The following is a 23,426-nucleotide window of genomic DNA, read 5'->3' as shown; positions in this document are numbered from 1 at the left end:
GCCTTCAGCCGCGGGTCCACTGCCTCAGGTAATCCTTCTCGAGATCCGTGAGCCGGCGAAGGCGCTGTTTTTCGACATCGACGACCGCCATCTGGGTACTTGCCACGCATGCCGGTTTGCTGGTGGCGTCGGCGGTTGCCGAGCGGACCTCGTATCCGATGGTGAAGTCCACAGATCGAAACCCTTTGATCCACATACTGATCCGCAACGGGCTGTCCTCGTGTCGGAGCTGCGCCTGATACCGGATCTCGACGGTGACGATCATCGCACTCTTGATGAGCGGCGCGTATTGCTCACCGGCGCTCATCAGCCACGCCACTCGAGCCTCCTCCATCAGGGTGACCATCCGGGCGTGGTTGATGTGGCCGAACGCGTCCATGTCCGACCATCGAACGGGGACGTCGGCGACGTGAGCGAAGGAGTCTGCGGCGTTTGCGGTATTCGTCGGATTTTCCATATCCCACATGATCCCTGCTGGATTTCCGAACTGGAACCGTCGCCCGGAACAGGACTCTTCGGGTCGCGCAGGGTCCTTCCCAGCTTTCTGTACCCTCGGTAGCCTCCGGGCCGGGATAGACAACAGGGGAGTGGTCAATTCATGCAGTGCGTCGGACGTGTGATGTCCGCCATCGGCGGACTGGTGACGGTTGCCGCACTGGCAGCCTCGGGTACGGCAGCGGTATCTGCGGCCCCGGTCACCGCCGAGATCGAGAACGTGACCCAGGTCGGTCCACAGCGGCAAGATCTGACGATCGCCTCGCCGGCCATGGGTGGCGACGTCAAGGTCAGTGTGCTGACGCCCGCCGACCTGAGCAGCCCGCGGGGCACGTTGTATCTGCTCGACGGCGCCGGCGCCACAGATCGCGTCAGTGACTGGCTGACCAAGGGTGGTGCCGAGGAGTTCTTCGCCAACAAGGACGTCACCGTCGTCCTGCCGTCGGGTGAGGGCGCGTTCTACACGAACTGGGAACGCCGGGACCCCGTATTCGGACAGCCCCAGTGGGAGACGTTCCTGACGAAGGAACTGCCACCGCTCATCGACGCGACGTTCAATGGCAACGGCAACAACGCCATCGCCGGACTGTCCATGGGCGGGCAGGCCGCCTATGCCCTCGCAGCGCGCAAGCCTGACCTGTACACGGGCGCCGGATCGCTCAGTGGCTGCCCGCCGGTGACCGGCGTGGTCAACGAGGGCTATGTGCGCACCACGCTGGCCAAGGACGGTGCCGACGCGACCAACATGTGGGGACCGTTCGGCTCCCGGGGATGGGCCGATCACGATCCTTCCCACCGCCTCGACGCATTGCGCGGCAAGAACCTCTTCATCTCCGCGGGCTCGGGGCTCCCGGGTCCGCTGGATCAGACCACGCAGCTCGAAGATGGTCAGACGCGGGAACAGATGATCGCCGCCGGAGTGACCCTGGAGGCCGGTGCCTACCGCTGCTCGGTCGAGTTCGCCCTGCTGATGCGTACCCGCGGGGTGAAGGCAACCTCGAAGTTCCGGGCCATCGGCACCCATGCCTGGCCGTACTGGACCCAGGACCTCAAGGCGATGTGGCCGGTTCTGGCCCCCGGACTCTGACCAGCGGTCGTTACCGGTGCTCCTGAGTTGGACGCTGCGGGGCCGGTGGTTGCCTGTGCATCCCGGAGTCCCCTCGGGGACTGCCGCGTCGTCTGGGGCTAGCTGCGAGCCGCGCGGTTGCGGGCGAAGTCGAGGAACGTGTTGTTCTCGTCTTCCTCGGTGACGGTCACCCGCACGCCGTCGCCGTCGAACGGCCGGATGATCACGCCGGCCTCCGCCGCATCCCGGGCAAAGGGCACCGCGTCCGGACCGAGATCAACCCAGACGAAGTTGGCCTGACTCTGCGGGACGCGGTAGCCGGCGGCCCGCAGTTCGCCGGTGACACGGCCGCGTTCCAGAGCGATCGAATCGGTGCGCGCGAGTAGTTCGTCCTTGGCGTGCAGGCTGGCGATCGCAGCCGCCTGGGCGAGCGAGTTGACGCTGAACGGCAGGTGGACCTTGAGCAGGGCGTTGGTGACCGAGGGGTCGGCGATCGCGTAGCCGACCCGCAGGCCCGCCAATCCGTATGCCTTCGAGAAGGTACGCAGCACAACCAGATTCGGGTATCGACGGGTCAGCTCGACGGCGTCGTAGCGCTGGGCTTCATCGGGTCGCATGTACTCGAAATAGGCCTCGTCGAGGGCCACCAGGACGTCGGAGGGGACGCGGTCCAGGAAGTCGATCAGGTTGTCGGTGTCGACCACGGTGCCGGTCGGGTTGTTCGGGTTGCAGATGAAGATCAACCGGGTGCGGTCGGTGATCGCCGCCGCCATCGCCGGCAGGTCGTGCACCAGATCGTCGTTGAGCGGAACCTGGACCGGGGTGGCCCCGGCCACCCTGGTCGCCAGCGGGTAGGTCTCGAACGACCGCCAGGCGAACAGCACTTCGTCACCGGGGCGGGTGGCGATGGTGATCAGGTTCTGGCAGAGCGTCACCGATCCGCACGCGGTCTGGACGTTCTCGGGTGCGACGCCGAGATGCTTGGCCAGTTCGTCCGTCAGCGCGACCGCACCGTTGTCGGGATAGCGGTTGACGCGGGAGGCCGCGTCGGCGATTGCCGCCGCCACACTGGGCAGTGGACCGAAGGTGGTCTCGTTGCTCGCCAGCTTCAGGGCGCCGGGGATGTTCTTGCCCGGGACGTAGGCGGGCACATCGGCTAGGTCGGGACGGATACGCGGGGTCACCCGATCCAATCTAGGCCACGAGAAAAATGCGCCTAGCAGTCGGTTTGGTGTCTGCGGCGAGGCGTGTGTAATCTTCTCCTCGGCAGTTCGAAAGGACTCCACCAGGAGGCGTGCCAGAGCGGCCGAATGGGACTCACTGCTAATGAGTTGTCTCGCTAAAACGAGACCGGAGGTTCAAATCCTCTCGCCTCCGCCAGTACGACCGAATGGATGCACGACCAGCTAGACAACTGAACACAGCATGCGCCCGTAGCTCAACGGATAGAGCACTTGACTACGGATCAAGAGGTTAGGGGTTCGAATCCCTTCGGGCGCACAGAGATACGGCCCGGACCTGCACATATGTGCAGTCCGGGCCGTATTTGATTCAATCGACATTGCCTCAACTCGACAGTTTGCCTCAATGCGTTGAGTGATCGCGGTACTGGGGAGCCGCATCTGAGGGGCGTCGGCTTGGCTCAGAGGCAGGGTTCGAATTACCCGGCCGAGGACTGCCCGCAAAGTTACCTCCCAGGTCGCCGACCAGTCGAGAGTGGACCTCAGCTTCGACTCGCGCAGGATCATGGTGTCGTCTGAGTGGACCGCACGGTGGACAAAATTGTGGGCCCGGCGTTGATGAGGTCGAGATTGCCTTCCTGATGCGGACTCAACCACCGGGCTTTGGAGTCCGACTATCGGGACCTGCCAGTACTGCTCGGTGCGGTATCTGCTGGGGCAACGCCGACGTCGGATTGTTGTGGCTGACGGTCGTGAACGAGTACTTCGAAGGCAATGCGTTCGCATGCTACGCCAATTTGACTGCAGCACTGGTTATTTGAGCCCCATTTGACTGGTGATGCCCGGGGTCATCACAACCGTGGCCGGCGGTGGAGGATGGTGAGGCGGATGGCAGAGACGAGGAAGAAGATTCCTCCGAGGGTGGCGTAGCCGCCCACTGGGGTGATGGACGTGGCGTCTTGGAATGACTGCGCCAGAAACGATAGTCCGGCCAGTACTGAAATAGCACCGCTGAGGATCTGCGGTATCTGACCGCCGGCGCGCCGGCGCTGTATGGCGGTGGCGAGCTGCGTGGCTCCTGAGGCCACTGCCCATGCGCCCCAGACTCCGAGCGCAGCGGCGATGGACACCGTCGAAGTCCACCCCAGCGCCACAGCCACGGCCACGCTGATGCCCACGTTGAATATCTCCGACATCCGTGGGGCCTGCCCGCGCCCCTCGTTCCGCAGTTGCCATGAGACGGCCGCTGCGTCGACGAGCGGATAGATGACCAGCAAGACCGTCAAGAGAGGCCCGACCTCGGGTGAGGTCGCGATCAGGATCGTCGCCCAGATGGTGGCGAACGCGAAGCGGGCGAAATACAGGCGATGCAGTGTGCTGATCATCAAGGTCGTTGTACGAGAGGTGGTTGTGGTCATTGTGGTTCCTTTTGTTCGAGCGGGTGATGGACGGTAGAGTTACTAGTACGTCTACATGCCGAACTATAGGGTGTGCACGGCGATAGAGCAACCAGATCGACGAGAGAAATAGAGGAGAAAGCAGAGAATGACTGCTGAAGTGCCCGAGCCGGCGTTGCGCAAGTCCTCGGCGTCCGCCACGCGAGCACGCATTCTGGCCGCTGCGGGCGAGATGTTCTACGCTCACGGGATTCGGGCGACGAGCGCCGACCGCATCATCGAACAGGTTGGCATCACCAAGGTCACCTTCTACCGCCACTTTCGCACCAAGAGTGATCTCGTGGTCGCGTATCTGGAGCATCAGGCGGCAGGGGAGCGGGGCTGGCTGGAGGGGGTACGGCGTCGTGGCGATCCGGTCGGATCGCTACGCGATCTCGCCGTCGACATCGGTGCCGCGAGTTGTGGTCCCGGATTCCGGGGGTGTGCTTTCATCAATGCAGCGGCGGAGTTTTCCGACCCGAACGACCCTGTTCGAGTCGCCGTTGATGTGCACCGCCAGTGGACACTCGACTATTTCGTTGACATCGCCGTTGAGGCCGAGGTGCCTGAACCCAGCTCTGTTGGAAGGCAATTGATGTTCTTACGAGACGGCGCAATGGTAAATGGCTACCTCGGCGATGCGTCATCGGTTGCCAACGTTCTTGGCGCCGCATTCGCGTCAATCATCGCGCGCAGCTGAGATTTCGCCGGTATCAATTCGGAATCCACTGACGCCGCACGTGGTTGGGACGGCCCGCTCGGGGTCGATCAGTTTCACGCTTTGGCCCTGGCCTGCGTCAGACCCGGATACGCGAATCGGTGCGATGTCAGTGACAATTGGGCGATGACCATTTATGTCTCGAGTCCGCAGATTCCTTACATCCTGACGTTCGAAGACGCCGACCGCGACGAGGTCGCCCGCGAGATCCAACGCAGCATCGTCGGTGCGACGGAGACGATCGAGGTGCCGGGGACGACCGACTATTTCGAAGAAATCGTGCCCCCGTTGGTCATCGCCCTCGACGCCGACGATGCTGCTTTTGTCATCAACTGGGGGCAGGTGGCATTTGTGGAGATCACCGAAGACGACCCGAATGAGGTGACCCCCGGAGCGCTTCAGCGGCCGTATCTGGAACTCAGCTCATCGGACGGCGTCCTCGATGAGGCCGACGAAGAGTTCGAAGACGACTTCGATGAGGGCGCCGAAGCCGGCTGATCAGGCCGGGGCCGCAGCGGTTTCAGGCGTCGAAGACGCGGCACGCGGCCTCGATGTCGCGGATGTACCGACGAGTCCAGGTGCTCATCGGGGTGTGGCGGCACTGGCAGCGTCAGGATTTCTCGACGAGATCGAAGCCACCGCGGTCATCAACTGACCACGGTGGCTTCGGGTTTGAGCTCAGGTGTCAGAAGACACCGGTATCAGGAAAGCACGCTCTCGAGATCCGCACTGATCTCTTCGGGCGTGACGGTGGGTTCGTAGCGTTTGATGACGGCGCCGTCGCGTCCGACGAGGAACTTGGTGAAGTTCCACTTGACCTCGTCGGTCCCGATGGCTTCCGGACGCGACTTCTTGATGTGGTCGTACAAGAAACCGGAATCCGGACCGAATTCTCCGGGTGCTTCGGAGCGCAGGTAGCTGAACAGTGGGTCGGCGTTCTCGCCGTTGACCTCCACTTTGGCGAAGATCGGGAAGGTCACGTCGAAGTTGACGTTGCAGAACTCGGCGATCTCGTCGGCGGTTCCGGGCTCCTGGCCACCGAATTGGTTGCAGGGGAAGCCCAGGATCTGCAGTCCCTTGTCCTTCTTGTCGCGGTACAGCGCTTCAAGGCCCTCGTACTGCGGGGTCAGCCCGCACTTGCTCGCCACGTTGACAACCAGAAGTACCTGGCCCTCGTAGTCCTTCAGTGATTGTGTGCCGCCATCGGCAGTGGTGGCGGTGAAATCATGGGTGCTCATCGGGGTGCTGTGTCCTCACGGGTGGGAATCTGGTGGGAAAGTCCACTCCACGTTAGCGCGGAGTGCCCGAGTCGACGCGGCAACGCCCGTCAGCTGGAAACGAGGGCTGCCTGCACGGCCGCAGCGAATTGGCGGCCGGGTTCACCGAAAACCCTGGTGTCGGCGAAGTACATCGACGCCAGTCCACTCAGCAGTGAGCCGCAGGCTCCCGGTCGCACCGCGACCGCAAACCACATCCCCATCGAGCAGCCCTGGACGATACGAGTCCAATCCCCGTGCTCTTCGATGGCGCTCGCAATTCTGAGTACTTCTTTCGGATCCTTGACCCCGGGTACCCCGTCCAGCTTCTGCGTGGTCGTGCGGTGGTCGGTGGCCGGCGATGGGTACGCGATCGAGTGCAATGGATTCTCCCTGTGCGATGGAAGTTGGCCACTCGGCCAACATATTGACCGTCGCACGGGAGGGGTACGTTCGTTGCAGGTCAAGCCATTATTGGCGGAAATTTAGTGCGCGCAAACACAAATCAGCTTCCATTGGCCTAATGGTCACCGTGTCCAAAATCATTGTGAATCACAATTGTTGTTCAGTTGGAAGCCGAGGTCACCCGCACGAGATGGGTCTCAAAGAACTGAGTTTATGATCCCGACGACCGCGTCGGGGTACGTGGATCGACGGTTCCGGGCCTGGACCTTTCGCCGATCTAAGGACCTGCATGTTCACTTTCCGGGACGGCCTCATCGCCCGGGTGGACTCCTACCTCGTTCCGCTTTCCTGAGCGCAGGGTTCAGACGAACCGAGGAGGACATGACAAAGTGCACTGCACGCCGGTCACGCCGACATCCTCGCCGAACAGATCCGTGGTTGTCGCCCCGCCCAGGGCCCGGATGAATAACGTCCGAGCAAGCCGGAGAAAAGGAGAGCAACAATGCGTAGCCGCCACCTCAGCCGGGTGATCCCGGCCCAGCCCACCGAGGTCTACGAGTATGCAGCCGACCCGGACAATCTGCCCAAATGGGCGGCGGGCCTGGCCCGGTCCGAAGTGACGCGCGACGGCGACACGCTGTTCGCGGATTCACCGATGGGCAGAGTCGCCGTGCGTTTCGTGGCACCCAACGAATACGGAATCCTGGATCACGACGTGATATTGCCGTCAGGTGCGACGGTCAACAATCCAATTCGGGTGCTCGCGCATCCGCACGGGGCCGAGATCGTGTTCACCATCCGTCAGCTCGACCTGACTGACGACGAGTTCGATCGTGACTGTCGCCTGGTGCAAGAAGATCTCGACCGGTTGGCAGAGCTTCTCGCGGCCTGACAGACGACCTCGCGTTCAATTCTGTCGTGGTGCGGAGGATGGCGGCTCTCCACGTGAGGTGGCCGACGAATGCGTCGACCGGTCCTCACCCTTGGTCAGTGGGGTGATGTGCTCGATCCGTCCGGCAGCTCGAGCCAGCAGGCGGCTACCGGAACGGGCGGCGGTACTGAATCTGTGGTCGGCGCGGGCGAAACGGTCGAGCCGATCGCGGGCACGGTCGAGAACGGTCAGGGGAGCGGCAGCGAGAACATTGCCCGGAGGGCGGCGCGCCACCACCGGATGCGGTCGCGTCGGTGCGATGCGACGCACCGCTTCCCACGCGGCGCCCATACGCACCAGGTCTCGGCGCGTGGAGATGTTCTGGAGCCGGGGCAACAGCTCATCCTCCTCGTCCCGGACGTCCTCGCGCAGGACGACGACGATCCGGGCAAAGAGTTCACGGTGTTCAGCGGAATCTGGGTCGAGCTTCTCCAATTCGGTGAACAGTTCGTTGATCTCCTGGTGTTCCTGTTCGATTTGCAAAGTCAGGTCCTCACCGTCGGGCACGCTGCGGCGGATGAACGGCCACAACACCGACTCCTCGGCGAACGCGTGCGGAAACACCAACCGGCACAGGGCAGTCAACTGTTCCTCGCGTTCGCGACCGTGGGCGTCCTCGATCGCGTGGATGAGACGGTCGAGTTCGACGTGGTCACGTTTTTGCCGGCTCAGCACACTGAACCGGCCGCCGAGTTGTTGCTCGGTCTGATCCGCCAATGACTTGTACATCAGAACCTCCTTGTGACTGTTTCTGGTGCCGAGTTCAGCTTGACTCGCGTAGTCGCTTTTTTCCCGGTAGGAAAGTCCGGGAGGGACGTCGCGTTCATCAATGTCGGTGTGGCGCAACACGTGATGAACCGACGGGGTCCGCCGGGCGCCGTGGGCTGCAATCTCAACCGAACAGATCGGCGGAATACCCACGATGTGATCCATCTAAACGGCCAACGATGTGTAGGAGCCTGGTTGCCCCGGCGGCGGCGTCGTCGTAAAGTTCCTATTCGTACCCGATATTGTGCGGGGTAGAGACCACGCCTCAACGAGTGCGTATGTGGGCAGTCCTAGAAGCGGACGCCGAAACGATCTTGAGTATTTCGTGCAATCCAATCGTCACGACGTGGTCGCCGGCGTTTGAAGCGCTCGGCACCCGCCCCTGGGGGCCAGATGAGCGCTGTGAGAATTTCGCCGGATCATGTTGTCGCGCAACGTCCCTTTCCGGCTCGTACCGGTCTCAAGGGTTCGGCCATCTACCGCCTGATGACCACAACCGATCACAAATTGATCGGGATGATGTATCTCGTTGCCTGCTTCACGTTCTTTCTCATCGGTGGACTGATGGCGCTCCTGATGCGTGCCGAGTTGACCGAGCCGGGCCTGCAGTTCCTTTCGACCGAGCAGTACAACCAGCTGTTCACGATGCATGGCACCGTCATGCTGCTCATGTACGCCACCCCGGTCGTCATCGGATTCGCCAACGTGGTTCTCCCGCTGCAGATCGGCGCACCGGATGTCGCGTTTCCGCGCCTCAACGCCCTGAGCTTCTGGCTGTTCGTGTTCGGGTCGTTGGTGGCGTTGGGTGGATTCGCGCTGCCCCAGGGTGCGGCTGACTACGGTTGGACCGCGTATACGCCGCTCAGCGGTCCGGACCACTCACCCGGCCCCGGCGGCGATCTGTGGGTGATGGGCCTGGGGGTCTCGGGCCTGGGCACGATCCTCGGCGCGGTCAACATCGTGACCACGGTGGTGTGTCTGCGTGCGCCCGGGATGACGATGTTCCGGATGCCGATCTTCACCTGGAACATCTTGGTGACGAGTGTCCTGATCCTGATGGTCTTCCCGCTGCTGACGGCGGCGCTGATGGGTCTGTTCGTCGACCGGCAGTTCGACGGGAACATCTACGATCCGGCCAACGGTGGGGCGATCCTGTGGCAACACCTGTTCTGGTTCTTCGGACACCCCGAGGTCTACATCATCGCGCTGCCGTTCTTCGGCATCGTCTCGGAGATCTTCCCGGTCTTCGCGCGCAAGCCGATCTTCGGCTACACGGGCCTGATCTACGCGACCCTGGCGATCGCAGCGCTGTCGGTGGCCGTGTGGGCGCACCACATGTACGCAACCGGTGCCGTTCTCTTGCCGTTCTTCTCGTTCATGACCTTCCTGATCGCAGTGCCCACGGGGGTCAAGTTCTTCAATTGGATCGGAACGATGTGGAAGGGGCACATAACTTTTGAGACACCGATGCTGTTTGCGGTCGGATTTCTGGTGACGTTCTTGTTCGGTGGTCTGTCCGGGGTCATCCTGGCCAGTCCGCCGCTGGACTTCCACCTCACCGACAGCTATTTCGTCGTCGCCCATTTCCATTACGTGCTCTTCGGCACGATCGTGTTCGCGACCTACGCGGGCATCTACTACTGGTTCCCCAAGATGACCGGACGGATGCTCGATGAGCGTCTGGGCAGGATACATTTCTGGCTGACCTTCATCGGTTTCCACATGACGTTCCTGGTCCAGCATTGGCTGGGCAATGAGGGGATGCCGCGACGCTACGCCGACTACCTGTCCAGCGATGGCTTCACCGAACTCAACATCGTCTCCACGGTCGGTGCCATGACGCTCGGTGTATCGGTTATCCCGTTCTTGTGGAACGTCTTTCGAAGCTACCGGTACGGTGAGGTGGTCACGGTGGACGACCCGTGGGGCTTCGGCAATGCACTGGAATGGGCCACGAGCTGCCCGCCGCCGCGGCACAACTTCACCGAGCTCCCCCGGATTCGTTCGGAGCGGCCCGCATTCGAACTGCATTATCCGCACATGATCGAGCGCATGCGTGCGGAGGCGCACGTGGGAACACGGGCAAGCAAAGGTGCGGAGTCGGCCCGCCGTGAGCCATTCACGGTCGGCGACAACGAATCGTCATGGAATCCCGGCGCCACCACGGCCGAGGACCACAGTGGCCCGGCTGCCCGCGGGTGACCGGGCGGCGGGCTCGGCAAGGGCTTTCGTAGATCCCATCGGCGAGTCCTCGGTGCGATTTCCGAATTGAAAGCGAAAGGGCTGTGAATGCAGCGTGTTTGGACCCGACACAGTCGGGTATCCGCTGGACAGCCCGCAAAGATGCACAGCGTTTCTCAGGAGGGACAACCATGACTGCAGGCATCGGCAGCAGTAAGGATGCGATTGATTTCCTGGTCGCCCAACACAACCGGATCCGTGGGTACTTCGACACGGTTCTGTCCGCCCAGAACCCAACTGCTCGGGAGGAGGCGTTCTTCGAGATGCGTCGTCTGCTCGCCGTTCATGAGACGGCCGAAGAGCAGATCGTCCATCCGATGGCGCGACGCCGGATCGCTTTCGGCGACCGGATCGTCGACGAACGTCTCGAGGAAGAGAACTCGGCGAAGAAGATGCTCGCGGAGCTCGAAAAACTGGACGTCGACTCCGATGAATTCATCACCAAGACGAAGGCGTTGCAGAAGGCCGTTCTCGAGCACGCCGAGCACGAGGAGGCGAGCGAGTTCCCCGAGTTGTCAAAGGAACTGAGCGAGGGAGAACTGAAGAGAATGCGGACGATGATCACAGCTGCCGAGGCGATGGCTCCGACCCGCCCGCATCCCGGGGTCGAATCGGCAACTGCCAATACGCTCGTCGGGCCGTTCGCCTCGATGCTCGACCGGGCGCGCGACGCCATGACCGCACACTTCTAGGTCGCACGATGTTCCAGCGAGACGTCGCACCAGGGATACACCGGATCGAGTATGCCGCCACGAACCTTTACCTCGTCGAGCACGAGGACCGACTGCTGATCGTCGACTCCGGTTTACCGCGTGTTTGGCCTCAACTGCTGGCGGCGCTGAAGGAACTGGGTATGGGTCCTGACGCGGTCGATGGTGTTCTGCTGACGCACGGGCATTTCGACCACGTCGGGACCGCGCGGCGGGCGCATCGGGAGTGGAATGTCCCGGTCTGGGTTCATGCCGAAGACGTGGCGCTCGCGGAGCATCCATATCGCTACGCCCATGAGCGGGCCCGGTTCTTCTACCCGCTGCGCTACCCGGCGAGTGTGCGCGCCCTGGGCAAGATGACGATGGCCGGAGCTCTCATGGTCAAGGGTGTCCGAGACCCGACGCCCTTGACGAGCGATCAGGTGCTGCCGGCTCGTCCGGTCGTGATCCCCAGTCCCGGTCACACATTCGGCCACATAGCACTGCACTTTCCTGATCGTGACGCGCTGATCGCGGGCGACGCGCTTGTCACATTTGACCCGTACACGGGGCAGGCGGGACCGCAGATCGTCGCCGGCGCAGCAACTGTCGACAGCGCGTTGGCACTGCAGTCACTGCAGCGCCTCTCCGAAACGCATGCCTCGGTCGTGCTGCCGGGTCACGGTGCGCCGTGGCGAGACGGGATCGAGGCCGCTGCCGACCTCGCGGTCTCTCGCGGACCGCACTGAGCTGACGAATGTGCCCGCCCAACGGGCGCATCCGTTCAGATCAGCCCCTCGCGCATCGCGTACGCCACTGCGTGTGAGCGGTTCCGTAGTTGCAATCGCGTTGTCACATCGTGCAATACGTTCTTCACGGTGCGCTCGGAGAAGCACAACTGACGTGCGATCGCGGTGGTGTCGAGTCCGTCGGCGACCAGCTTGAGAACCTCCACCTCGCGCTCGGACAATCCGGAGAACCGGAGGCCACGCGGGGCGAGTACCTGGCGCTGTAACCGGCCGACCTGGTCGAGCAGGCTGCCCAGTAGGTCCGCCGGGACCACGCCGCCACCGGCGGCGACCCGGCGGATCTGCGCGATCAGTGCATCGGCGTTCGCATCGGCGCGGCGCACCAATCCACTGACCCCCGATTCGGCGGCTGTCACGACGGTGGCGTCGTCGAGTACACCGAGCACCAACATCGTCCGCGGAATGCCGCCGCGCTGCAGGGCACGCAGGTTGCGCTTGACCGCTTCGTCGAAACTATCTGCGACCACGATTGCGACCTCGGCCGAATCGACGTCGGATTCGTCGACCAATCGGATCTCCGGTCGCATGCGGAGTTGGCTGGCGACCCCCGCTTGGAGGATGGTGTCGTTCGAGTACACGTAGGTGAGGATGCGTTGCTGCATGTGTCGACTCCTGATTGACGATGACGATGGCGATGTCCGTTCGGGCCGGCGGTTGGTCACGCCGCGACGAACATGACGATGCCGGCGACGAGCACAGCAAAAGTCACCGTCGACGACTTCAGAAGAACCAGAAGTGACGTTTGCGGAGTGCTGTGGTGTCGGGACATGGACCGATCGTGGTCCCGGGGAGTGTCCGAAACGCGAGTAGCGCACTACCCGAATATGGAGGTACGCCGAACCTCCGGGCCGCGTATGACCGCGGCGATCCGGGTAGTCACGATCCGCGACCGGTCAGTGGGCGAAATGCTGCTTCTGGGGCAGGTGGCCTTCGGACTTGAGCCGGCGGAGGTCGGACATCACCTGGACGAGGTGTCCGTGCAGGACGCGGGCCATGTCACGGGAGAAACCCTCACGGACGACCACTCGCAGAACGGCGAGGTCGGTCACGTTGTCGGGCATCGTGTAGGCCGGTACCTGCCAGCCGTAGGCACGCAGACCGTGGCTGATGTCGAAGGTGGTGAACTCACAGGATTCGTGGAGTGTGAACGTGACGACCGGGATGGCCGAACCGTCGGTGATGATCTCAATCTCATCTTCTTGGGCGATTTCGGCGGCGAACCACTGGCCCGTCTCGGACAGGGACTTCATGATGTCCGTATAGCCCTGACGCCCCAGGCGCAGGAAGTTGTAGTACTGCCCGATGACCTGGTTACCCGGGCGCGAGAAGTTGAGGGTGAATGTCGGCATGTCGCCGCCGAGATAGTTGACCCGGAAGACGAGGTCTTCGGGTAGCCACTCGCGGCCGCGCCAGACGACGAATCCGACGCCGGGATAGGTCAATCCGTACTTGTGCCCGGAAACGTTGATGGACACCACCCGGGGCACTCGGAAGTCCCATTCGAGTTCGGGATGCAGAAACGGGAGCACAAAGCCGCCACTGGCGCCGTCGACGTGGATCGGCACGTCCGCGCCACCGTCGGCGGCCAGTTTGTCGAGTGCCTCGGCGATCGCTTTGACCGGTTCTATTTCGCCGGTGTAAGTGGTGCCCGCGATGACCACCACGCCGATGGTGTTCTCGTCGACGGCATCGACGACCTGTTCGGGGGTGATCACGTAACGCCCCATCTCCATGGGGAGATAACGGGGTTCGACCTCGAAGTAGCGGCAGAACTTCTCCCACACGACCTGCACGTTGCTGCCCATGATCAGGTTCGGGGTGCCGGAGGTCGCGGTGCGCTTTGCCTTCCAGAGCCACTTGAGGGCCAGCCCGCCGAGCATGACCGCCTCGGAGGATCCGATCGTGGAAGTGCCCGTGGCGCTGGAGGCTTCGGTCGGATCGAGGTCCGGTGCGTTGAACAGATCGGCGACGATGGCGACACAGCGCTCCTCGATGGCCGCGGTCAGCGGGTACTCGTCTTTGTCGATCATGTTCTTGTCGAACGTCTCGGCCATCAGCTTCTCGGCCTCGGGATCCATCCAGGTGGTGACGAACGTGGCGAGGTTGAGGCGAGAGTTTCCGTCGAGCATGAGTTCGTCGTGGATGAACCGGTATGCGACTTCAGGATCCATCGAATCGTCGGGCATCTGTAGGGCCGGTACTCCCGAAACCGCAAAACGGCCGGTATAGGCGGGCGTGATTACTCCGCGTTCGAGTTCTGACATCTCGGTGAACTCCATCGTTGGCGATGAGTGGCACGAACTGAGCGAGATCCAGCACGATATTACCGGCTCCACGCCGATGAGCAGGGCAATTGGGCAACCGCGTATCGATTTCAGGGCCTACTGTGTGAGCGTGATCGTGCGACCAGAGACCCGTGCTCCCGGCTTCGACCGCGGTGTGGTCGCCGGATATGCCGCGGGCAGCGTGAGCCGCCCACACGGACAAGGACTGTTCGATTTTATCCGGTCGCAATGCTTTTCGGGCCGCACCCACGTTGCGGCGAGCATTCCCGCGTTGACCATTCTGTTCGCGGGTTGCGGCCGCGCTGTGGGGGCCGGAAGTCTGTGGGTGCTCCGCGGTTATCGCGATGCACCGGTGAAGGGGAGGAACTGATGGCACAGAACAAGTCGATCGCAAACCGGGGTGCGTGGGTGTTGCGACGGTTGGAAGATCTGCGGGCACGTGACGCGCCGACACGCGGCGGCCGGATCCTGTCCTATGTCTACGACAGCGGTCTGGCCGAACTGGACCGGATTGCCGCCGGCGCCGCCCGTCTCGTACAGCCGGTCAATGGCCTCGACCCCACGGTCTTCACCTCGGTCGCAGTGATGGAGCGCGAGCTGATCACCTTCGGCCGCAACATATTCCACGGTGACGAGGCCATGGTGGGAACGGTGACCAGCGGCGGTACCGAGAGTTGCCTGCTGGCGGTCAAGGCGGCCCGCGACAGTGCCGCCCGTCCTCGCGGCACCGGCTCGCTGGTGATCGCGAGCACCGCACACGCGGCCTTTGTGAAGGCTGCGGAGCTGTTGTCGCTGGAGTTGATCCGGGTGCCGGTCGACACCGGCACGACGCGCGTGAGCGCTGAGGCGATCTCCGCGGCGATTCGGGACGACACAGTGCTGGTGGTTGTCTCGGCCCCCAATTATCCGACGGGTGCCCTCGACCCGATCGCCGACATCGCGGACGTGACCGCGCCGCACGGCATCCCGCTACATGTGGATGCCTGCCTCGGTGGATTCGCCCTGGCCTGGTGGGAAGCCGGCGAAGTACTCCTGCTGCCCTGGGACTTTCGCGTACCGGGGGTCACCAGCATCTCCGTCGACCTCCACAAATACGGATACTCGCCCAAAGGTGCATCTCTGTTGCTGCACCGGGACCGGGATCGCCATCGTGCCCAGTACTTCGGAATCACCGACTGGCCCGGCTATCCAGTGGTGAACCCGACCCTGCTGGGTTCGAAGTCGGTCGCGGGGACGGCCGCGGCGTGGGCGATCACCCAGACACTCGGCGTCGAGGGATATGCCGAGCTGGTGGCGGGGATCCGGCGTTGCACCGACCACCTGCTCAAGACGATCGAGAGCATCGACGGACTGCGGGTGGTCGGTGAACCGATCGGTCCGGTGTTCGCGGTCGCGGCCGACACTGCCGCAGCAGCGCCGCTGGATCCGCACCGGTGGGCAAATGCCGTGCGGAGACGTGGTTTCACCCTGCAGATGCAACCGTCGTTCACCCAGGCGGACGGCTCGGTCCTGCCGTCGACCACACACTTCACGGTGACCCCGGTGACAGAAAGCGTCCTCGACGAGTTGGTGGGCGCGCTCGTGGACGGCGCGCAGGCCGTGCGGGGACAGCCCCCTGCCCGACCCCCGCAGGCGCTGCAGGACCTCGCGGCCGCGTTAGAGCGCGGTGACCTGGCGGTGTCCGACATCCTGGCACTGCCGAGCGCGGCGGCCGGTGAGGCGTTGACCGCGGCCGGGTTCGATCCACATGGCAACGGTGACCTCGACATGGCGACCGTGCTCTCCGCGGTCGAGGCGTTGCCGCGTGAGGTCACCGCCAAGTTGTTGATCGAGTTCCTGGCAGGGCTGGTGGCGCCACCGAATTGATATGCGGACTCTTTCGAACCGCGAGCTTGCCCGACGAACAGAAGCCAGGCCACCGGTCGCCGGTAATGTCTGAACTCAGACCGCCGACGCGAGGAGTGCACGCATGGGTCCCGGAAACGGAAACGATCCCGAGAATCCCGACCAGCCGACGTGGGGTGGTGGGCAGGATCCCGCGCAACCGCAACAGCCGTATTGGGGCGCGCCACCGGACCAGCCGGGGCAAGGGCCGAGTGGGACCACGCAGATGCCGTCGCAAGATCCGCAGTACGGTCAGGCACCGCAATACGGTCAGGACCCCCAATACGGTCAGGACCCTCAATACGGTCAGGCGCCGCAATACGGTCAGGGGCAGTATGGGCAACCCGATTACGGGCAGCCCCAATATGGCGGCGATCAGTACGGCAACCAATACGGCGGCAATCAGTACGGCAGTGGTCAATACGGGCAGCCGGTTGTCGGTGGCCGGCCCGCCTACAGCCAGCAACCCGACTACGGCCAGCAGTATCCGAGCGGACCGTACGGCGGAGGTGGCCCGCCGTACGGTGAACCGCCGTTCGGTGGCCACGGAAACGGGGGGCAGCCCCCGGGCAACGGTGGGAACAAGAAGACGGTACTGATCATCGTGGCGGTAGTTGCCGCTCTCGTGCTCGTCCTCGGCGGCATATTCGCGGCCGTGGCGTTGTCCGGTGACGACGGGGACGACTCGACCGCCGGGTCTTCGGCGACGGCCACGTCGACCGCAACGTCCACCGAAGAGGACGACACCGACACCACCACAACCCAAACCACCACCACGAAGGACGAGGACCTGTCGGGTGAGGTCACGTACGAGGTCACCGGCAATGCCTTCGTGATCACCTATACCGATGCCGACGGTGTGGAGCAGACCGACGACGATCCGACGATGCCGTGGAGCAAGTCCTTCGAAGGTAATCCGGACGAGCCCCTGGTTCTCGGTGCGATCGCGATCGATGGCAGCGATGTCACGTGCACCATTAAGGTCGGCTCCAAAACGGTGTCCGAGGAGACCGGCCCGTTGGCTGCCTGTGTGAGTCTGGATTGGTGAGGCCACCGAACTCGTGACCGATCCGGACAAGCGTGCGCAGATGTCGACCTCTTTCGGGGCGCAGGCGCGTGCGTACAGTCGGGGGCGGCCCGACTACCCGGCCGCGGCAGTTGCCGCCCTGCTCGACCCGACGGTGCGGGCCGTGGCCGACATCGGTGCCGGCACAGGCAAACTCACCGCGTCTCTGATCGCGCCCGACCGCACGGTGTACGCGGTGGAACCGGATGCCAAGATGCTCGATGTGTTGAGGGCGCAGCTACCCACGGTGCGTGCACTGATCGGAACGGCTGAGCAGATCCCGTTGCCGGACAACACCGTCGACGCACTCGTGTTCGGGCAGGCGTGGCACTGGGTCCGTCCGGATGAGGCGGTGGCGGAGGCCGAGCGGGTCCTGCGTCCCGGTGGCACGCTGGGATTGATCTGGAACATCCGGGACGAATCCGTACCGTGGGTGCATCGGTTGACCACCATCATGAAGGCCAGCGAGGCCGAACGGTATGTGGCCGCCGGCGTCCCCGAACCGGGTGGCGGATTCGGGCCGTTGGCACGCAAGGTCTTTCGATGGGCCCGCACGATGACCATCGGGGAATTGCTGGCCATGGTTGCCTCGCGTAGTGCAGTCATCACTGCCTCGGAGACAGACCGGGACCGATTGCTGTCAGAAGTCGAAGTGCTGGCCGGACAGGTGGCCGATGAGACCGGAACCATTGTTTTGCCCTACCTCACCCATACCTACGTTTCTGAATGGAACCCGCGGCCGGCGTAGCGGGACCGGTGCCGAGCCGGGTTCGGTCCGGCGAGCGGGGGTGCGTGGGAACAGTGCCCGGTGGCCTCCGGTGTGGACGATCGGGGCGCAGTGGGGAGGGGCTGATCGGCGGTTATCCCCGGTTGGGTCGATAACCGGCAACCCGGTCGCCTACCGTGGAGTCGTGAGTTCCCCAGATGTGTCCCACGAGCCCGCCGCATCTTCGTCCGCGGCGGCCGGAAATGGCGACTTCAAGACCGTGATGACCTGGCGTGGCGTCGGTGCCGAACGCCTGGAGCAGGTCCGGGTCACGGTGACCGGCAAACGGATCAAGGCCTACGGCCGGATCATCGCCGCGGCCACCGCCGATCACGAGGCATTCAGTGCTTCCTACGACCTGATCACCACCGACGCCGGCCTCACGAAACGCCTGTCCCTGCACCTGGTGCGGGCCGGCGGTGACACCCAGATCTCCATCACGCGTGACGGGCAGGACGTGTGGCTGGTGCAGACGGCTCGCGGCATGCAGCGCAGCGATTTCAGTGGCGCCCAGGACGTTGATCTGGCGTTGAGTCCCTTCTTGAACGCGCTGCCGATCCGTCGGCTCGGATTGCAGAAGCCGTCCACGGCGCCGACCACCGTGCCGGTTGCCTACCTCTACATACCTTCCGGTGAGTTCTCGGCGGAGGCGTTGCAGTACACCCCGCGCGAGGGTGGCATCGACATCGTCTCGCCGATGGCGCAGGCCACCATCACGGTCGACGACAACGGATTCGTCCGGGACTATCCCGGGCTGGCCGAGCGGGTCTGACCCGTCCAGATGGCGCCGTCGCGGGCCGCGTTGCGCAGATCGGCTTCCCAACCGGGCGCACCGATGGTCACCGACACCGGTGGACCGTCGACTCCGTTGACCTTGTCGTAGTGCTTGCGGGCCCGATGTCCGTCGGCGACCAGCGTCTCGACCGAGCCTTCATCGCGCAGCTGATCGCGCGCGTACGTCAGCCGGTCGATGGTCTCGCTCAGTGCGATGAGCAGCTCTGTCGCATTCGCCTCGAGCATGGCCCGCTGTGCGGCCGGCGAGGTCCCGGCAACGCGGGTGACGTCCCGGAACGATCCGGCGGCCAGCCGCAGGGCCAGATCCCCCTCGCCGGCGCCGACCACGGCGGTGACCGCCGCCGTCAGGTGTGGCAGGTGCGAGATCCCGGCGACGGCCCGGTCGTGCTCATCGGAGGCCGCCGCGACCACCCGTGATCCGACATCGAGCGCGACCTGAGCGACGATCTGCCAGACCTGCGGATCGACGCCGTCATCGGTTCCGACCACCCAGACCGCGCCCGTGAACAACTCGGCGTCGGTGGCCGGCCAGCCGGATTCGGAGGTCCCGGCCATCGGGTGACCACCGACGAACCGGTGACCGAGCCCGTGGGCGTGCGCCGCGTGGGCGACCGGCTGCTTCACGCTGACGACGTCGGTCAGGGGACACTCCGGAGCATGCTGGGCGACCTGGGCGACGAGCGCATCGATCGTCGGCGCCGGGGTCGCCAGCACGATCAGTGCCGAACTGTCGGCAGCCCGGCGTAGCGTCGCCACGAGATCGGACGAGGCGTCGTAACCATCGGCGACGGCTGCCCCCACCGTCTCCTCGGAACGGTTGTATCCGAACGCGGTCCGGCCGGCGGCCACCGCCGCGCGGAGCAGGGAACCGCCGATCAGGCCGAGACCCAGAACGCAGATTGGCGGCCGATGTGTCGAAGCGCTGTGTGTCACCTGTTCAGATTCGCATATCGCCGCCTCCGGCGATGCCGGGTGGCAGTGCCGGAGAGAGTTGGGTTTACCCGCGCCGCCCGCTACCGTGACCGCTATGGCTGGTGCGCGCGCGGATGAAGTAGATGGGTTTGCCATTGCGGTCGTCCGAGAGGACGGCAAGTGGACCCTCACCGCATTGGACAGCAACTCGCTCGGCGAACTGCAGGAGACCGAGAATCTGCTGCGTGGCCTGCGCAGTGCCGGTGCAGTGTTCGGATTGCTCGATGTCGATGACGAGTTCTTCATCGTCGTGCGCCCGTCCCCCTCGGGGACCAAACTCTTCATCTCTGACGCCACCGCGGCCATCGACTACGACATCGCCGCCGATGTGCTCGAAGTCCTCAACGTCGACATCCCGGACATCGACCCCGACGACCTCGCCGACGTCGAGCCGTGGGAAGAGGGCGATCTCGCGATCCTCTCGGATCTCGGACTGCCGGACTCGGTGATGAGCGTCATCGTCGGCGACACCGACCTGTACGCCGATGAGCAGATCGGGATGATCGCGGCGCGGTTGGGATTTGCGGACGAGCTGGCGAAAACGCTTGAGCGTCTAGGGCACTAGACCCGCTGGGGCGACCATGAACACCGATGAGCAGATGGTCGAGGCCGCGCTCGCCGTGGCGGCACAGGCCGATCCGCGCGATGTCCCGGTCGGTGCGGTGATCTTCGACCCCGCCGGGCGCGTGATCGCCACCGCGGCCAATGCGCGCGAAGCCACCTCCGATCCAACGGCGCATGCCGAAGTCCTCGCCATCCGATCTGCCGTCGCTGTACTGGGTGACGGCTGGCGTCTGACCGGATGCACCATCGCCGTCACTCTCGAGCCGTGCACGATGTGCGCCGGTGCGATCACCCTGGCTCGACTCGAGCGGCTGGTATTCGGCGCCTGGGAGCCCAAGACCGGCGCCGTCGGGTCGCTCTGGGACGTCGTCCGCGATCGTCGCAACATCCATCGGCCACAGGTACGTGGCGGGGTTCTCGAAGACCGGTGCGCAGAAGTATTACGCGACTTTTTTGCCGCCCACCGACCGTCCTGACCGGTCCTTATCGCCGACATCACATCCCGCGCCAGATGTGATTTTCAGGTCGTGGACGGCTATGCGGCAGCTGGCACGTTTGAGATCTGTGTACCGGGGAAATCGTGGATGTCAGATCGGCCGTGGTACGCGCCTGCGTACCGAAGAAGAGGGCCACCTGTTCGAACTGCACATGGAGGTTGTCATGGGTGTCAGTGATGATGCAAAGAACAAGGCAGAAGATCTCAAGGGCCGTGGCAAAGAGGCCGCGGGCAGCCTGTCCGGTGACGACGAGCTGAAGGCCGAAGGCAAGGGCGACCAAGCCAGCGCCAGCGCAAAGCAGAAGGTCACCGACGCCGCCGACGCAGTCAAGGGCAAGGCCGACGACATCAAGAACAAGCTCACCGGACACTGAGTGCTCTCGGGCCGCAAAAACGGCTCTGACCAGCCGATTGTAGTCCTGGGCCGCCGCTGCGGTAATGTCTTCCGCGGTGGCGTGTCCGAGCGGCCGAAGGTGCAGCACTCGAAATGCTGTGTACGGTAACCCCGTACCGAGGGTTCAAATCCCTCCGCCACCGCCATAGAAATCCCCCCATCTTCAGATGGGGGGATTTCTGGTTTCCGGAGCGTTCCGAGGTGGCGGATCAGCCGATGTCGTGTGCGCGGTAGAAGGCGACGGCCTCACGGACCGAGTCTTCGAAGCAGGTGGTCTTCCAGCCGAGTTCACGTTCGGCCTTGCTGTGGTCGAGTGCGGACATGTAGTCCCACATGTTGAAGGCCCGTCTGACGAACATGATGTCCCGCCGGATCAGTTTGCCGATCACCTGAAGCGCAGAGGCCGTCGCCAGGACGACAGGCAACGGCAATCCGAGCCAGGGGGCCCGCTTTCCACCGGCCGCCGTGGCCAGGGTGTGCAGTTCGCGAGAGGTCATGTAGGTGTCGGAGATGATGTAGCGCTGCCCGTTGCGGCCGTGATGCATCGCCAGCACCATCGCTTCGGCGGCGTCGTCGATCCCGACGACCTCGTGCCGAAGACCGCGGAAGTAGAACGGTGCCTTGCCGGCGGAGATCCGTGCCAGCAGGCCGCCGTGTGGGGTCGGTTGCCAGTCGAGGGGTCCGTAGGGGGTGGAGATGCACAGCGCGACCGCGGGGAGTCCCTTGTCTGCGGCGTAGCTCAGGACCATGTTCTCCGCGTCGACCCGGCACTGTGTGTACGGGCCACCGATGTCGTACCAGTTGAAGGGATCGTCTTCGGTGACGGGTACGCCGTCGGTGCCGACCGCCAGTGTCGCGATGGTGCTCATGAAGACGAACTTCTCGAGTTCGGCCTCGACCGCGACATCGAGAACGTTCCGCAGTCCGTCGACGTTGGTGCGAAACAGTGGCGCGGGATCTCTGAGCCAGGCCCGGGCATCGACAACGCAGTAGAAGACGACGTCGCACCCGGCCATCGCGGCGCGCAGGGCCTCGACATCCCAGACGTCGCCGTAGCATCGCTCGACGTCGAACCCCTCGATGCCTTTCACGGAACTGGTCTTGCGGAGCATCACTCGGACGTCCTCGCCACGCTCGACCAGTTTTCTGGTCACGTTCGAACCGACGAAGCCGCTGGCCCCGATCACCAATTTCTTTGCCATTGAACGCCTTTGCGTTGTTTATTGACCCGGGAAAGGTGGGGTCGGAGAGGGGAGTCAACACGATTCGATCGCTTGATCAATCGAATGCCTATGATGCGGGTCACAGTGCGGCGTGTCAAGGAATGGCGGATGGCGGTTCTGATCCGCCACCTGCTCATATGCGAGGATGAGCGAATGGTCGAACGTTGGACACGCGAGCGGCGTCTCGAACACACTCGTGGTCTTTTGTTGGATGCCGCCGAAGAGCTGTTTGCGCGCAAGGGTTTTGGCTCAACGCCGCTGGAGGATATCGCGGAAGCGGCCGGATACACCAGAAGTGCCATCTACTCCCACTTCGGTACCAAATCGGAGCTCTTTCTCGCCGTCATCGTGCGAAGTCGGGAGCGGTTCCTGGACGGCTTCACGGACCTGATTGCGTCCCTGCATCGGTTGGATGATCTCAATCTCGATGTGCTGGCAGATCGTTGGCGCGAGCTGAGCCTGAGTCAGGACGGCCCGAATCGGGCCGCGCTGGGGTACGAGTTCACCCTGTTCTTGCTGCGTCATCCAGATGCCCGGGAGCGCGTTGCAGCCCAGCGACTCGAAGAGATCCGGTCCTTGGGTGAATACATCACCAGGGATGTCACCCGGATCGGCGCCACCCTGACCATTCCCGCTGAAACATTGGCGCACGTGATCATCGCCACCAACGATGCCGTCACCCTCAACAGCAGTGTTGACGACGAAGATCTCTATCGCCCCTTCTTGCAGTTGGTCGTCTCCAGCATCGTGCCTCCCAACGGCGGCTAGATCCCCCCGGCCGGCGTCGGCCTCACCCTGAGTCCAGACCACCCGCGGATCCGTCGCGGGTGGTCTTCTTATTGCGTAAATAGCGCTTCAGCTGCGGTTATGGGCACTCAAAGACACTCTTGCGCTTTATGTACATCTTTGTACAATAGTGCTGTGGATCACAGTTGGCCGATGATCCCAGCCACGACGAAGCAGCCCACGTTTCATTCGACATCTCG

27 protein-coding genes and 3 tRNA genes are annotated in these 23,426 nt (G+C 63.7%); 20 read left to right on the top strand and 10 right to left on the bottom strand.

Annotated features, from left to right (window positions below; translation table 11 throughout):
- Positions 1 to 4: 4 nt before the first annotated feature.
- The gene (locus AC51GT_RS24715; protein WP_496326304.1) at positions 5 to 457 is read right to left on the bottom strand and encodes an acyl-CoA thioesterase; all 453 of its coding nucleotides are present in this window, start codon (positions 455 to 457) and stop codon (positions 5 to 7) included.
- Between the two features lie 162 nt (positions 458 to 619).
- Between AC51GT_RS24715 and AC51GT_RS24710 the strand changes: the two genes are divergently transcribed.
- Complete coding sequence (locus AC51GT_RS24710; RefSeq protein ID WP_496330456.1) at positions 620 to 1,582, top strand: alpha/beta hydrolase; 963 nt, start codon at positions 620 to 622, stop codon at positions 1,580 to 1,582.
- Positions 1,583 to 1,680: 98 nt separating this feature from the next.
- Here the strand turns inward: AC51GT_RS24710 and hisC are convergent, their stop codons facing one another.
- The gene (hisC, locus tag AC51GT_RS24705) at positions 1,681 to 2,745 is read right to left on the bottom strand and encodes a histidinol-phosphate transaminase (RefSeq protein ID WP_496326306.1); all 1,065 of its coding nucleotides are present in this window, start codon (positions 2,743 to 2,745) and stop codon (positions 1,681 to 1,683) included.
- A gap of 104 nt (positions 2,746 to 2,849) precedes the next feature.
- Between hisC and AC51GT_RS24700 the strand changes: the two genes are divergently transcribed.
- Both AC51GT_RS24700 and AC51GT_RS24695 read left to right on the top strand, forming a co-directional pair.
- A tRNA-Ser gene (locus tag AC51GT_RS24700) sits at positions 2,850 to 2,941 on the top strand.
- Positions 2,942 to 2,988: 47 nt separating this feature from the next.
- A tRNA-Arg gene (locus AC51GT_RS24695) sits at positions 2,989 to 3,061 on the top strand.
- A gap of 532 nt (positions 3,062 to 3,593) precedes the next feature.
- Here AC51GT_RS24695 and AC51GT_RS24690 read toward each other — a convergent pair.
- Positions 3,594 to 4,160, bottom strand: a complete 567-nt coding sequence (locus tag AC51GT_RS24690) for a hypothetical protein (protein WP_496330455.1) — start codon at positions 4,158 to 4,160, stop codon at positions 3,594 to 3,596.
- Between the two features lie 127 nt (positions 4,161 to 4,287).
- On the opposite strand from AC51GT_RS24690, the gene AC51GT_RS24685 reads away from it, so the two are divergent.
- The 3 genes from AC51GT_RS24685 (at position 4,288) to AC51GT_RS24675 (ending at position 5,551) form a co-directional block, all read left to right on the top strand.
- Entirely contained in the window at positions 4,288 to 4,878 is a 591-nt protein-coding gene (locus AC51GT_RS24685) for a TetR/AcrR family transcriptional regulator (protein ID WP_496326308.1), read from the top strand.
- Positions 4,879 to 5,022: 144 nt separating this feature from the next.
- Positions 5,023 to 5,394 carry a hypothetical protein gene (locus AC51GT_RS24680; RefSeq protein ID WP_496326309.1) on the top strand — a complete coding sequence of 124 codons (372 nt, stop codon included), beginning with the start codon at positions 5,023 to 5,025 and terminating at the stop codon, positions 5,392 to 5,394.
- A complete protein-coding gene (locus tag AC51GT_RS24675) occupies positions 5,372 to 5,551 on the top strand; it encodes a hypothetical protein (RefSeq protein WP_496326310.1) in 180 nt (59 codons plus the stop codon). The genes AC51GT_RS24680 and AC51GT_RS24675 overlap by 23 nt, the downstream gene beginning before the upstream one ends.
- A 46-nt stretch (positions 5,552 to 5,597) precedes the next feature.
- On the opposite strand, the gene AC51GT_RS24670 is transcribed toward AC51GT_RS24675, so the two are convergent.
- Complete coding sequence (locus AC51GT_RS24670) at positions 5,598 to 6,134, bottom strand: glutathione peroxidase (protein WP_496326311.1); 537 nt, start codon at positions 6,132 to 6,134, stop codon at positions 5,598 to 5,600.
- An 89-nt stretch (positions 6,135 to 6,223) separates the two neighbouring features.
- Entirely contained in the window at positions 6,224 to 6,535 is a 312-nt protein-coding gene (locus AC51GT_RS24665; RefSeq protein WP_496326312.1) for a hypothetical protein, read from the bottom strand.
- Positions 6,536 to 7,059: 524 nt separating this feature from the next.
- Here AC51GT_RS24665 and AC51GT_RS24660 point away from each other — a divergent pair.
- Entirely contained in the window at positions 7,060 to 7,449 is a 390-nt protein-coding gene (locus AC51GT_RS24660; protein WP_496330454.1) for an SRPBCC family protein, read from the top strand.
- Between the two features lie 15 nt (positions 7,450 to 7,464).
- Here the strand turns inward: AC51GT_RS24660 and AC51GT_RS24655 are convergent, their stop codons facing one another.
- Positions 7,465 to 8,217 carry a hemerythrin domain-containing protein gene (locus AC51GT_RS24655; RefSeq protein ID WP_496330453.1) on the bottom strand — a complete coding sequence of 251 codons (753 nt, stop codon included), beginning with the start codon at positions 8,215 to 8,217 and terminating at the stop codon, positions 7,465 to 7,467.
- A gap of 432 nt (positions 8,218 to 8,649) precedes the next feature.
- On the opposite strand from AC51GT_RS24655, the gene ctaD reads away from it, so the two are divergent.
- The 3 genes from ctaD (at position 8,650) to AC51GT_RS24640 (ending at position 11,935) form a co-directional block, all read left to right on the top strand.
- On the top strand, positions 8,650 to 10,458 hold the full coding sequence (ctaD, locus tag AC51GT_RS24650; protein ID WP_496330452.1) for an aa3-type cytochrome oxidase subunit I: 1,809 nt from the start codon (positions 8,650 to 8,652) through the stop codon (positions 10,456 to 10,458).
- 170 nt (positions 10,459 to 10,628) lie between these two features.
- A complete protein-coding gene (locus AC51GT_RS24645; RefSeq protein WP_496330451.1) occupies positions 10,629 to 11,189 on the top strand; it encodes a hemerythrin domain-containing protein in 561 nt (186 codons plus the stop codon).
- 8 nt (positions 11,190 to 11,197) lie between these two features.
- Positions 11,198 to 11,935, top strand: coding sequence for an MBL fold metallo-hydrolase (locus AC51GT_RS24640; protein WP_496330450.1), 738 nt, complete (start codon positions 11,198 to 11,200; stop codon positions 11,933 to 11,935).
- A gap of 35 nt (positions 11,936 to 11,970) precedes the next feature.
- Here the strand turns inward: AC51GT_RS24640 and AC51GT_RS24635 are convergent, their stop codons facing one another.
- Positions 11,971 to 12,597 (bottom strand): response regulator transcription factor, encoded by a 627-nt coding sequence (locus AC51GT_RS24635; protein WP_496326318.1) that lies wholly within the window; start codon positions 12,595 to 12,597, stop codon positions 11,971 to 11,973.
- A 291-nt stretch (positions 12,598 to 12,888) separates the two neighbouring features.
- Complete coding sequence (gad, locus tag AC51GT_RS24630) at positions 12,889 to 14,259, bottom strand: glutamate decarboxylase (protein WP_496326319.1); 1,371 nt, start codon at positions 14,257 to 14,259, stop codon at positions 12,889 to 12,891.
- Positions 14,260 to 14,263: 4 nt separating this feature from the next.
- On the opposite strand from gad, the gene AC51GT_RS24625 reads away from it, so the two are divergent.
- From AC51GT_RS24625 to AC51GT_RS24605, 5 genes are all read left to right on the top strand, one after another.
- Positions 14,264 to 14,650 carry a hypothetical protein gene (locus tag AC51GT_RS24625; RefSeq protein ID WP_496330449.1) on the top strand — a complete coding sequence of 129 codons (387 nt, stop codon included), beginning with the start codon at positions 14,264 to 14,266 and terminating at the stop codon, positions 14,648 to 14,650.
- Positions 14,650 to 16,146 carry a pyridoxal phosphate-dependent decarboxylase family protein gene (locus tag AC51GT_RS24620; protein WP_496330448.1) on the top strand — a complete coding sequence of 499 codons (1,497 nt, stop codon included), beginning with the start codon at positions 14,650 to 14,652 and terminating at the stop codon, positions 16,144 to 16,146. The genes AC51GT_RS24625 and AC51GT_RS24620 overlap by 1 nt, the downstream gene beginning before the upstream one ends.
- A gap of 103 nt (positions 16,147 to 16,249) precedes the next feature.
- Complete coding sequence (locus AC51GT_RS24615; RefSeq protein ID WP_496330447.1) at positions 16,250 to 17,212, top strand: hypothetical protein; 963 nt, start codon at positions 16,250 to 16,252, stop codon at positions 17,210 to 17,212.
- 40 nt (positions 17,213 to 17,252) lie between these two features.
- Complete coding sequence (locus AC51GT_RS24610; RefSeq protein WP_496330446.1) at positions 17,253 to 17,978, top strand: class I SAM-dependent methyltransferase; 726 nt, start codon at positions 17,253 to 17,255, stop codon at positions 17,976 to 17,978.
- Positions 17,979 to 18,141: 163 nt separating this feature from the next.
- Entirely contained in the window at positions 18,142 to 18,768 is a 627-nt protein-coding gene (locus tag AC51GT_RS24605; RefSeq protein WP_496326323.1) for a putative glycolipid-binding domain-containing protein, read from the top strand.
- Here the strand turns inward: AC51GT_RS24605 and AC51GT_RS24600 are convergent.
- Positions 18,741 to 19,724 (bottom strand): prephenate dehydrogenase, encoded by a 984-nt coding sequence (locus tag AC51GT_RS24600; RefSeq protein ID WP_496330445.1) that lies wholly within the window; start codon positions 19,722 to 19,724, stop codon positions 18,741 to 18,743. The genes AC51GT_RS24605 and AC51GT_RS24600 overlap by 28 nt on opposite strands.
- Before the next feature lie 94 nt (positions 19,725 to 19,818).
- Between AC51GT_RS24600 and AC51GT_RS24595 the strand changes: the two genes are divergently transcribed.
- The 4 genes from AC51GT_RS24595 to AC51GT_RS24580 all read left to right on the top strand — a co-directional run bounded on the left by AC51GT_RS24595 (position 19,819) and on the right by AC51GT_RS24580 (position 21,363).
- On the top strand, positions 19,819 to 20,328 hold the full coding sequence (locus tag AC51GT_RS24595) for a tRNA adenosine deaminase-associated protein (RefSeq protein WP_496330444.1): 510 nt from the start codon (positions 19,819 to 19,821) through the stop codon (positions 20,326 to 20,328).
- A 16-nt stretch (positions 20,329 to 20,344) separates the two neighbouring features.
- A complete protein-coding gene (locus tag AC51GT_RS24590) occupies positions 20,345 to 20,803 on the top strand; it encodes a nucleoside deaminase (protein ID WP_496326326.1) in 459 nt (152 codons plus the stop codon).
- Positions 20,804 to 20,987: 184 nt separating this feature from the next.
- Positions 20,988 to 21,197 (top strand): CsbD family protein, encoded by a 210-nt coding sequence (locus tag AC51GT_RS24585; protein WP_496326327.1) that lies wholly within the window; start codon positions 20,988 to 20,990, stop codon positions 21,195 to 21,197.
- A gap of 75 nt (positions 21,198 to 21,272) precedes the next feature.
- Positions 21,273 to 21,363: transfer RNA gene (locus AC51GT_RS24580), tRNA-Ser, on the top strand.
- A 63-nt stretch (positions 21,364 to 21,426) separates the two neighbouring features.
- Here the strand turns inward: AC51GT_RS24580 and AC51GT_RS24575 are convergent.
- Complete coding sequence (locus tag AC51GT_RS24575; RefSeq protein ID WP_496330443.1) at positions 21,427 to 22,419, bottom strand: NAD-dependent epimerase/dehydratase family protein; 993 nt, start codon at positions 22,417 to 22,419, stop codon at positions 21,427 to 21,429.
- 174 nt (positions 22,420 to 22,593) lie between these two features.
- On the opposite strand from AC51GT_RS24575, the gene AC51GT_RS24570 reads away from it, so the two are divergent.
- Positions 22,594 to 23,208, top strand: coding sequence for a TetR/AcrR family transcriptional regulator (locus tag AC51GT_RS24570; protein WP_496326525.1), 615 nt, complete (start codon positions 22,594 to 22,596; stop codon positions 23,206 to 23,208).
- Positions 23,209 to 23,426: the final 218 nt, after the last annotated feature.

Source organism: Williamsia sp. z34, from assembly GCF_059553395.1.
The sequence above is the reverse complement of the archived record's forward strand: the minus strand, read 5'-3'. Positions and strand labels throughout refer to the sequence as shown.

Excerpts from the sequence above, each read along its gene's own strand:
- AC51GT_RS24690 (WP_496330455.1), bottom strand. The coding sequence starts at position 4,160 with ATGACCACAACCACCTCTCGTACAACGACCTTGATGATCAGCACACTG.
- AC51GT_RS24575 (WP_496330443.1), bottom strand. The coding sequence starts at position 22,419 with ATGGCAAAGAAATTGGTGATCGGGGCCAGCGGCTTCGTCGGTTCGAAC.
- AC51GT_RS24680 (WP_496326309.1), top strand. The coding sequence starts at position 5,023 with ATGACCATTTATGTCTCGAGTCCGCAGATTCCTTACATCCTGACGTTC.
- AC51GT_RS24715 (WP_496326304.1), bottom strand. The coding sequence starts at position 457 with ATGGAAAATCCGACGAATACCGCAAACGCCGCAGACTCCTTCGCTCAC.
- AC51GT_RS24620 (WP_496330448.1), top strand. The coding sequence starts at position 14,650 with ATGGCACAGAACAAGTCGATCGCAAACCGGGGTGCGTGGGTGTTGCGA.
- AC51GT_RS24660 (WP_496330454.1), top strand. The coding sequence starts at position 7,060 with ATGCGTAGCCGCCACCTCAGCCGGGTGATCCCGGCCCAGCCCACCGAG.
- AC51GT_RS24635 (WP_496326318.1), bottom strand. The coding sequence starts at position 12,597 with ATGCAGCAACGCATCCTCACCTACGTGTACTCGAACGACACCATCCTC.
- AC51GT_RS24615 (WP_496330447.1), top strand. The coding sequence starts at position 16,250 with ATGGGTCCCGGAAACGGAAACGATCCCGAGAATCCCGACCAGCCGACG.
- AC51GT_RS24640 (WP_496330450.1), top strand. The coding sequence starts at position 11,198 with ATGTTCCAGCGAGACGTCGCACCAGGGATACACCGGATCGAGTATGCC.
- AC51GT_RS24595 (WP_496330444.1), top strand. The coding sequence starts at position 19,819 with ATGGCTGGTGCGCGCGCGGATGAAGTAGATGGGTTTGCCATTGCGGTC.
- AC51GT_RS24655 (WP_496330453.1), bottom strand. The coding sequence starts at position 8,217 with ATGTACAAGTCATTGGCGGATCAGACCGAGCAACAACTCGGCGGCCGG.
- gad (WP_496326319.1), bottom strand. The coding sequence starts at position 14,259 with ATGTCAGAACTCGAACGCGGAGTAATCACGCCCGCCTATACCGGCCGT.
- AC51GT_RS24570 (WP_496326525.1), top strand. The coding sequence starts at position 22,594 with ATGGTCGAACGTTGGACACGCGAGCGGCGTCTCGAACACACTCGTGGT.
- AC51GT_RS24710 (WP_496330456.1), top strand. The coding sequence starts at position 620 with ATGTCCGCCATCGGCGGACTGGTGACGGTTGCCGCACTGGCAGCCTCG.
- AC51GT_RS24675 (WP_496326310.1), top strand. The coding sequence starts at position 5,372 with ATGAGGGCGCCGAAGCCGGCTGATCAGGCCGGGGCCGCAGCGGTTTCA.
- ctaD (WP_496330452.1), top strand. The coding sequence starts at position 8,650 with ATGAGCGCTGTGAGAATTTCGCCGGATCATGTTGTCGCGCAACGTCCC.
- AC51GT_RS24585 (WP_496326327.1), top strand. The coding sequence starts at position 20,988 with ATGGGTGTCAGTGATGATGCAAAGAACAAGGCAGAAGATCTCAAGGGC.
- AC51GT_RS24590 (WP_496326326.1), top strand. The coding sequence starts at position 20,345 with ATGAACACCGATGAGCAGATGGTCGAGGCCGCGCTCGCCGTGGCGGCA.
- AC51GT_RS24670 (WP_496326311.1), bottom strand. The coding sequence starts at position 6,134 with ATGAGCACCCATGATTTCACCGCCACCACTGCCGATGGCGGCACACAA.
- AC51GT_RS24685 (WP_496326308.1), top strand. The coding sequence starts at position 4,288 with ATGACTGCTGAAGTGCCCGAGCCGGCGTTGCGCAAGTCCTCGGCGTCC.
- AC51GT_RS24610 (WP_496330446.1), top strand. The coding sequence starts at position 17,253 with ATGTCGACCTCTTTCGGGGCGCAGGCGCGTGCGTACAGTCGGGGGCGG.
- AC51GT_RS24645 (WP_496330451.1), top strand. The coding sequence starts at position 10,629 with ATGACTGCAGGCATCGGCAGCAGTAAGGATGCGATTGATTTCCTGGTC.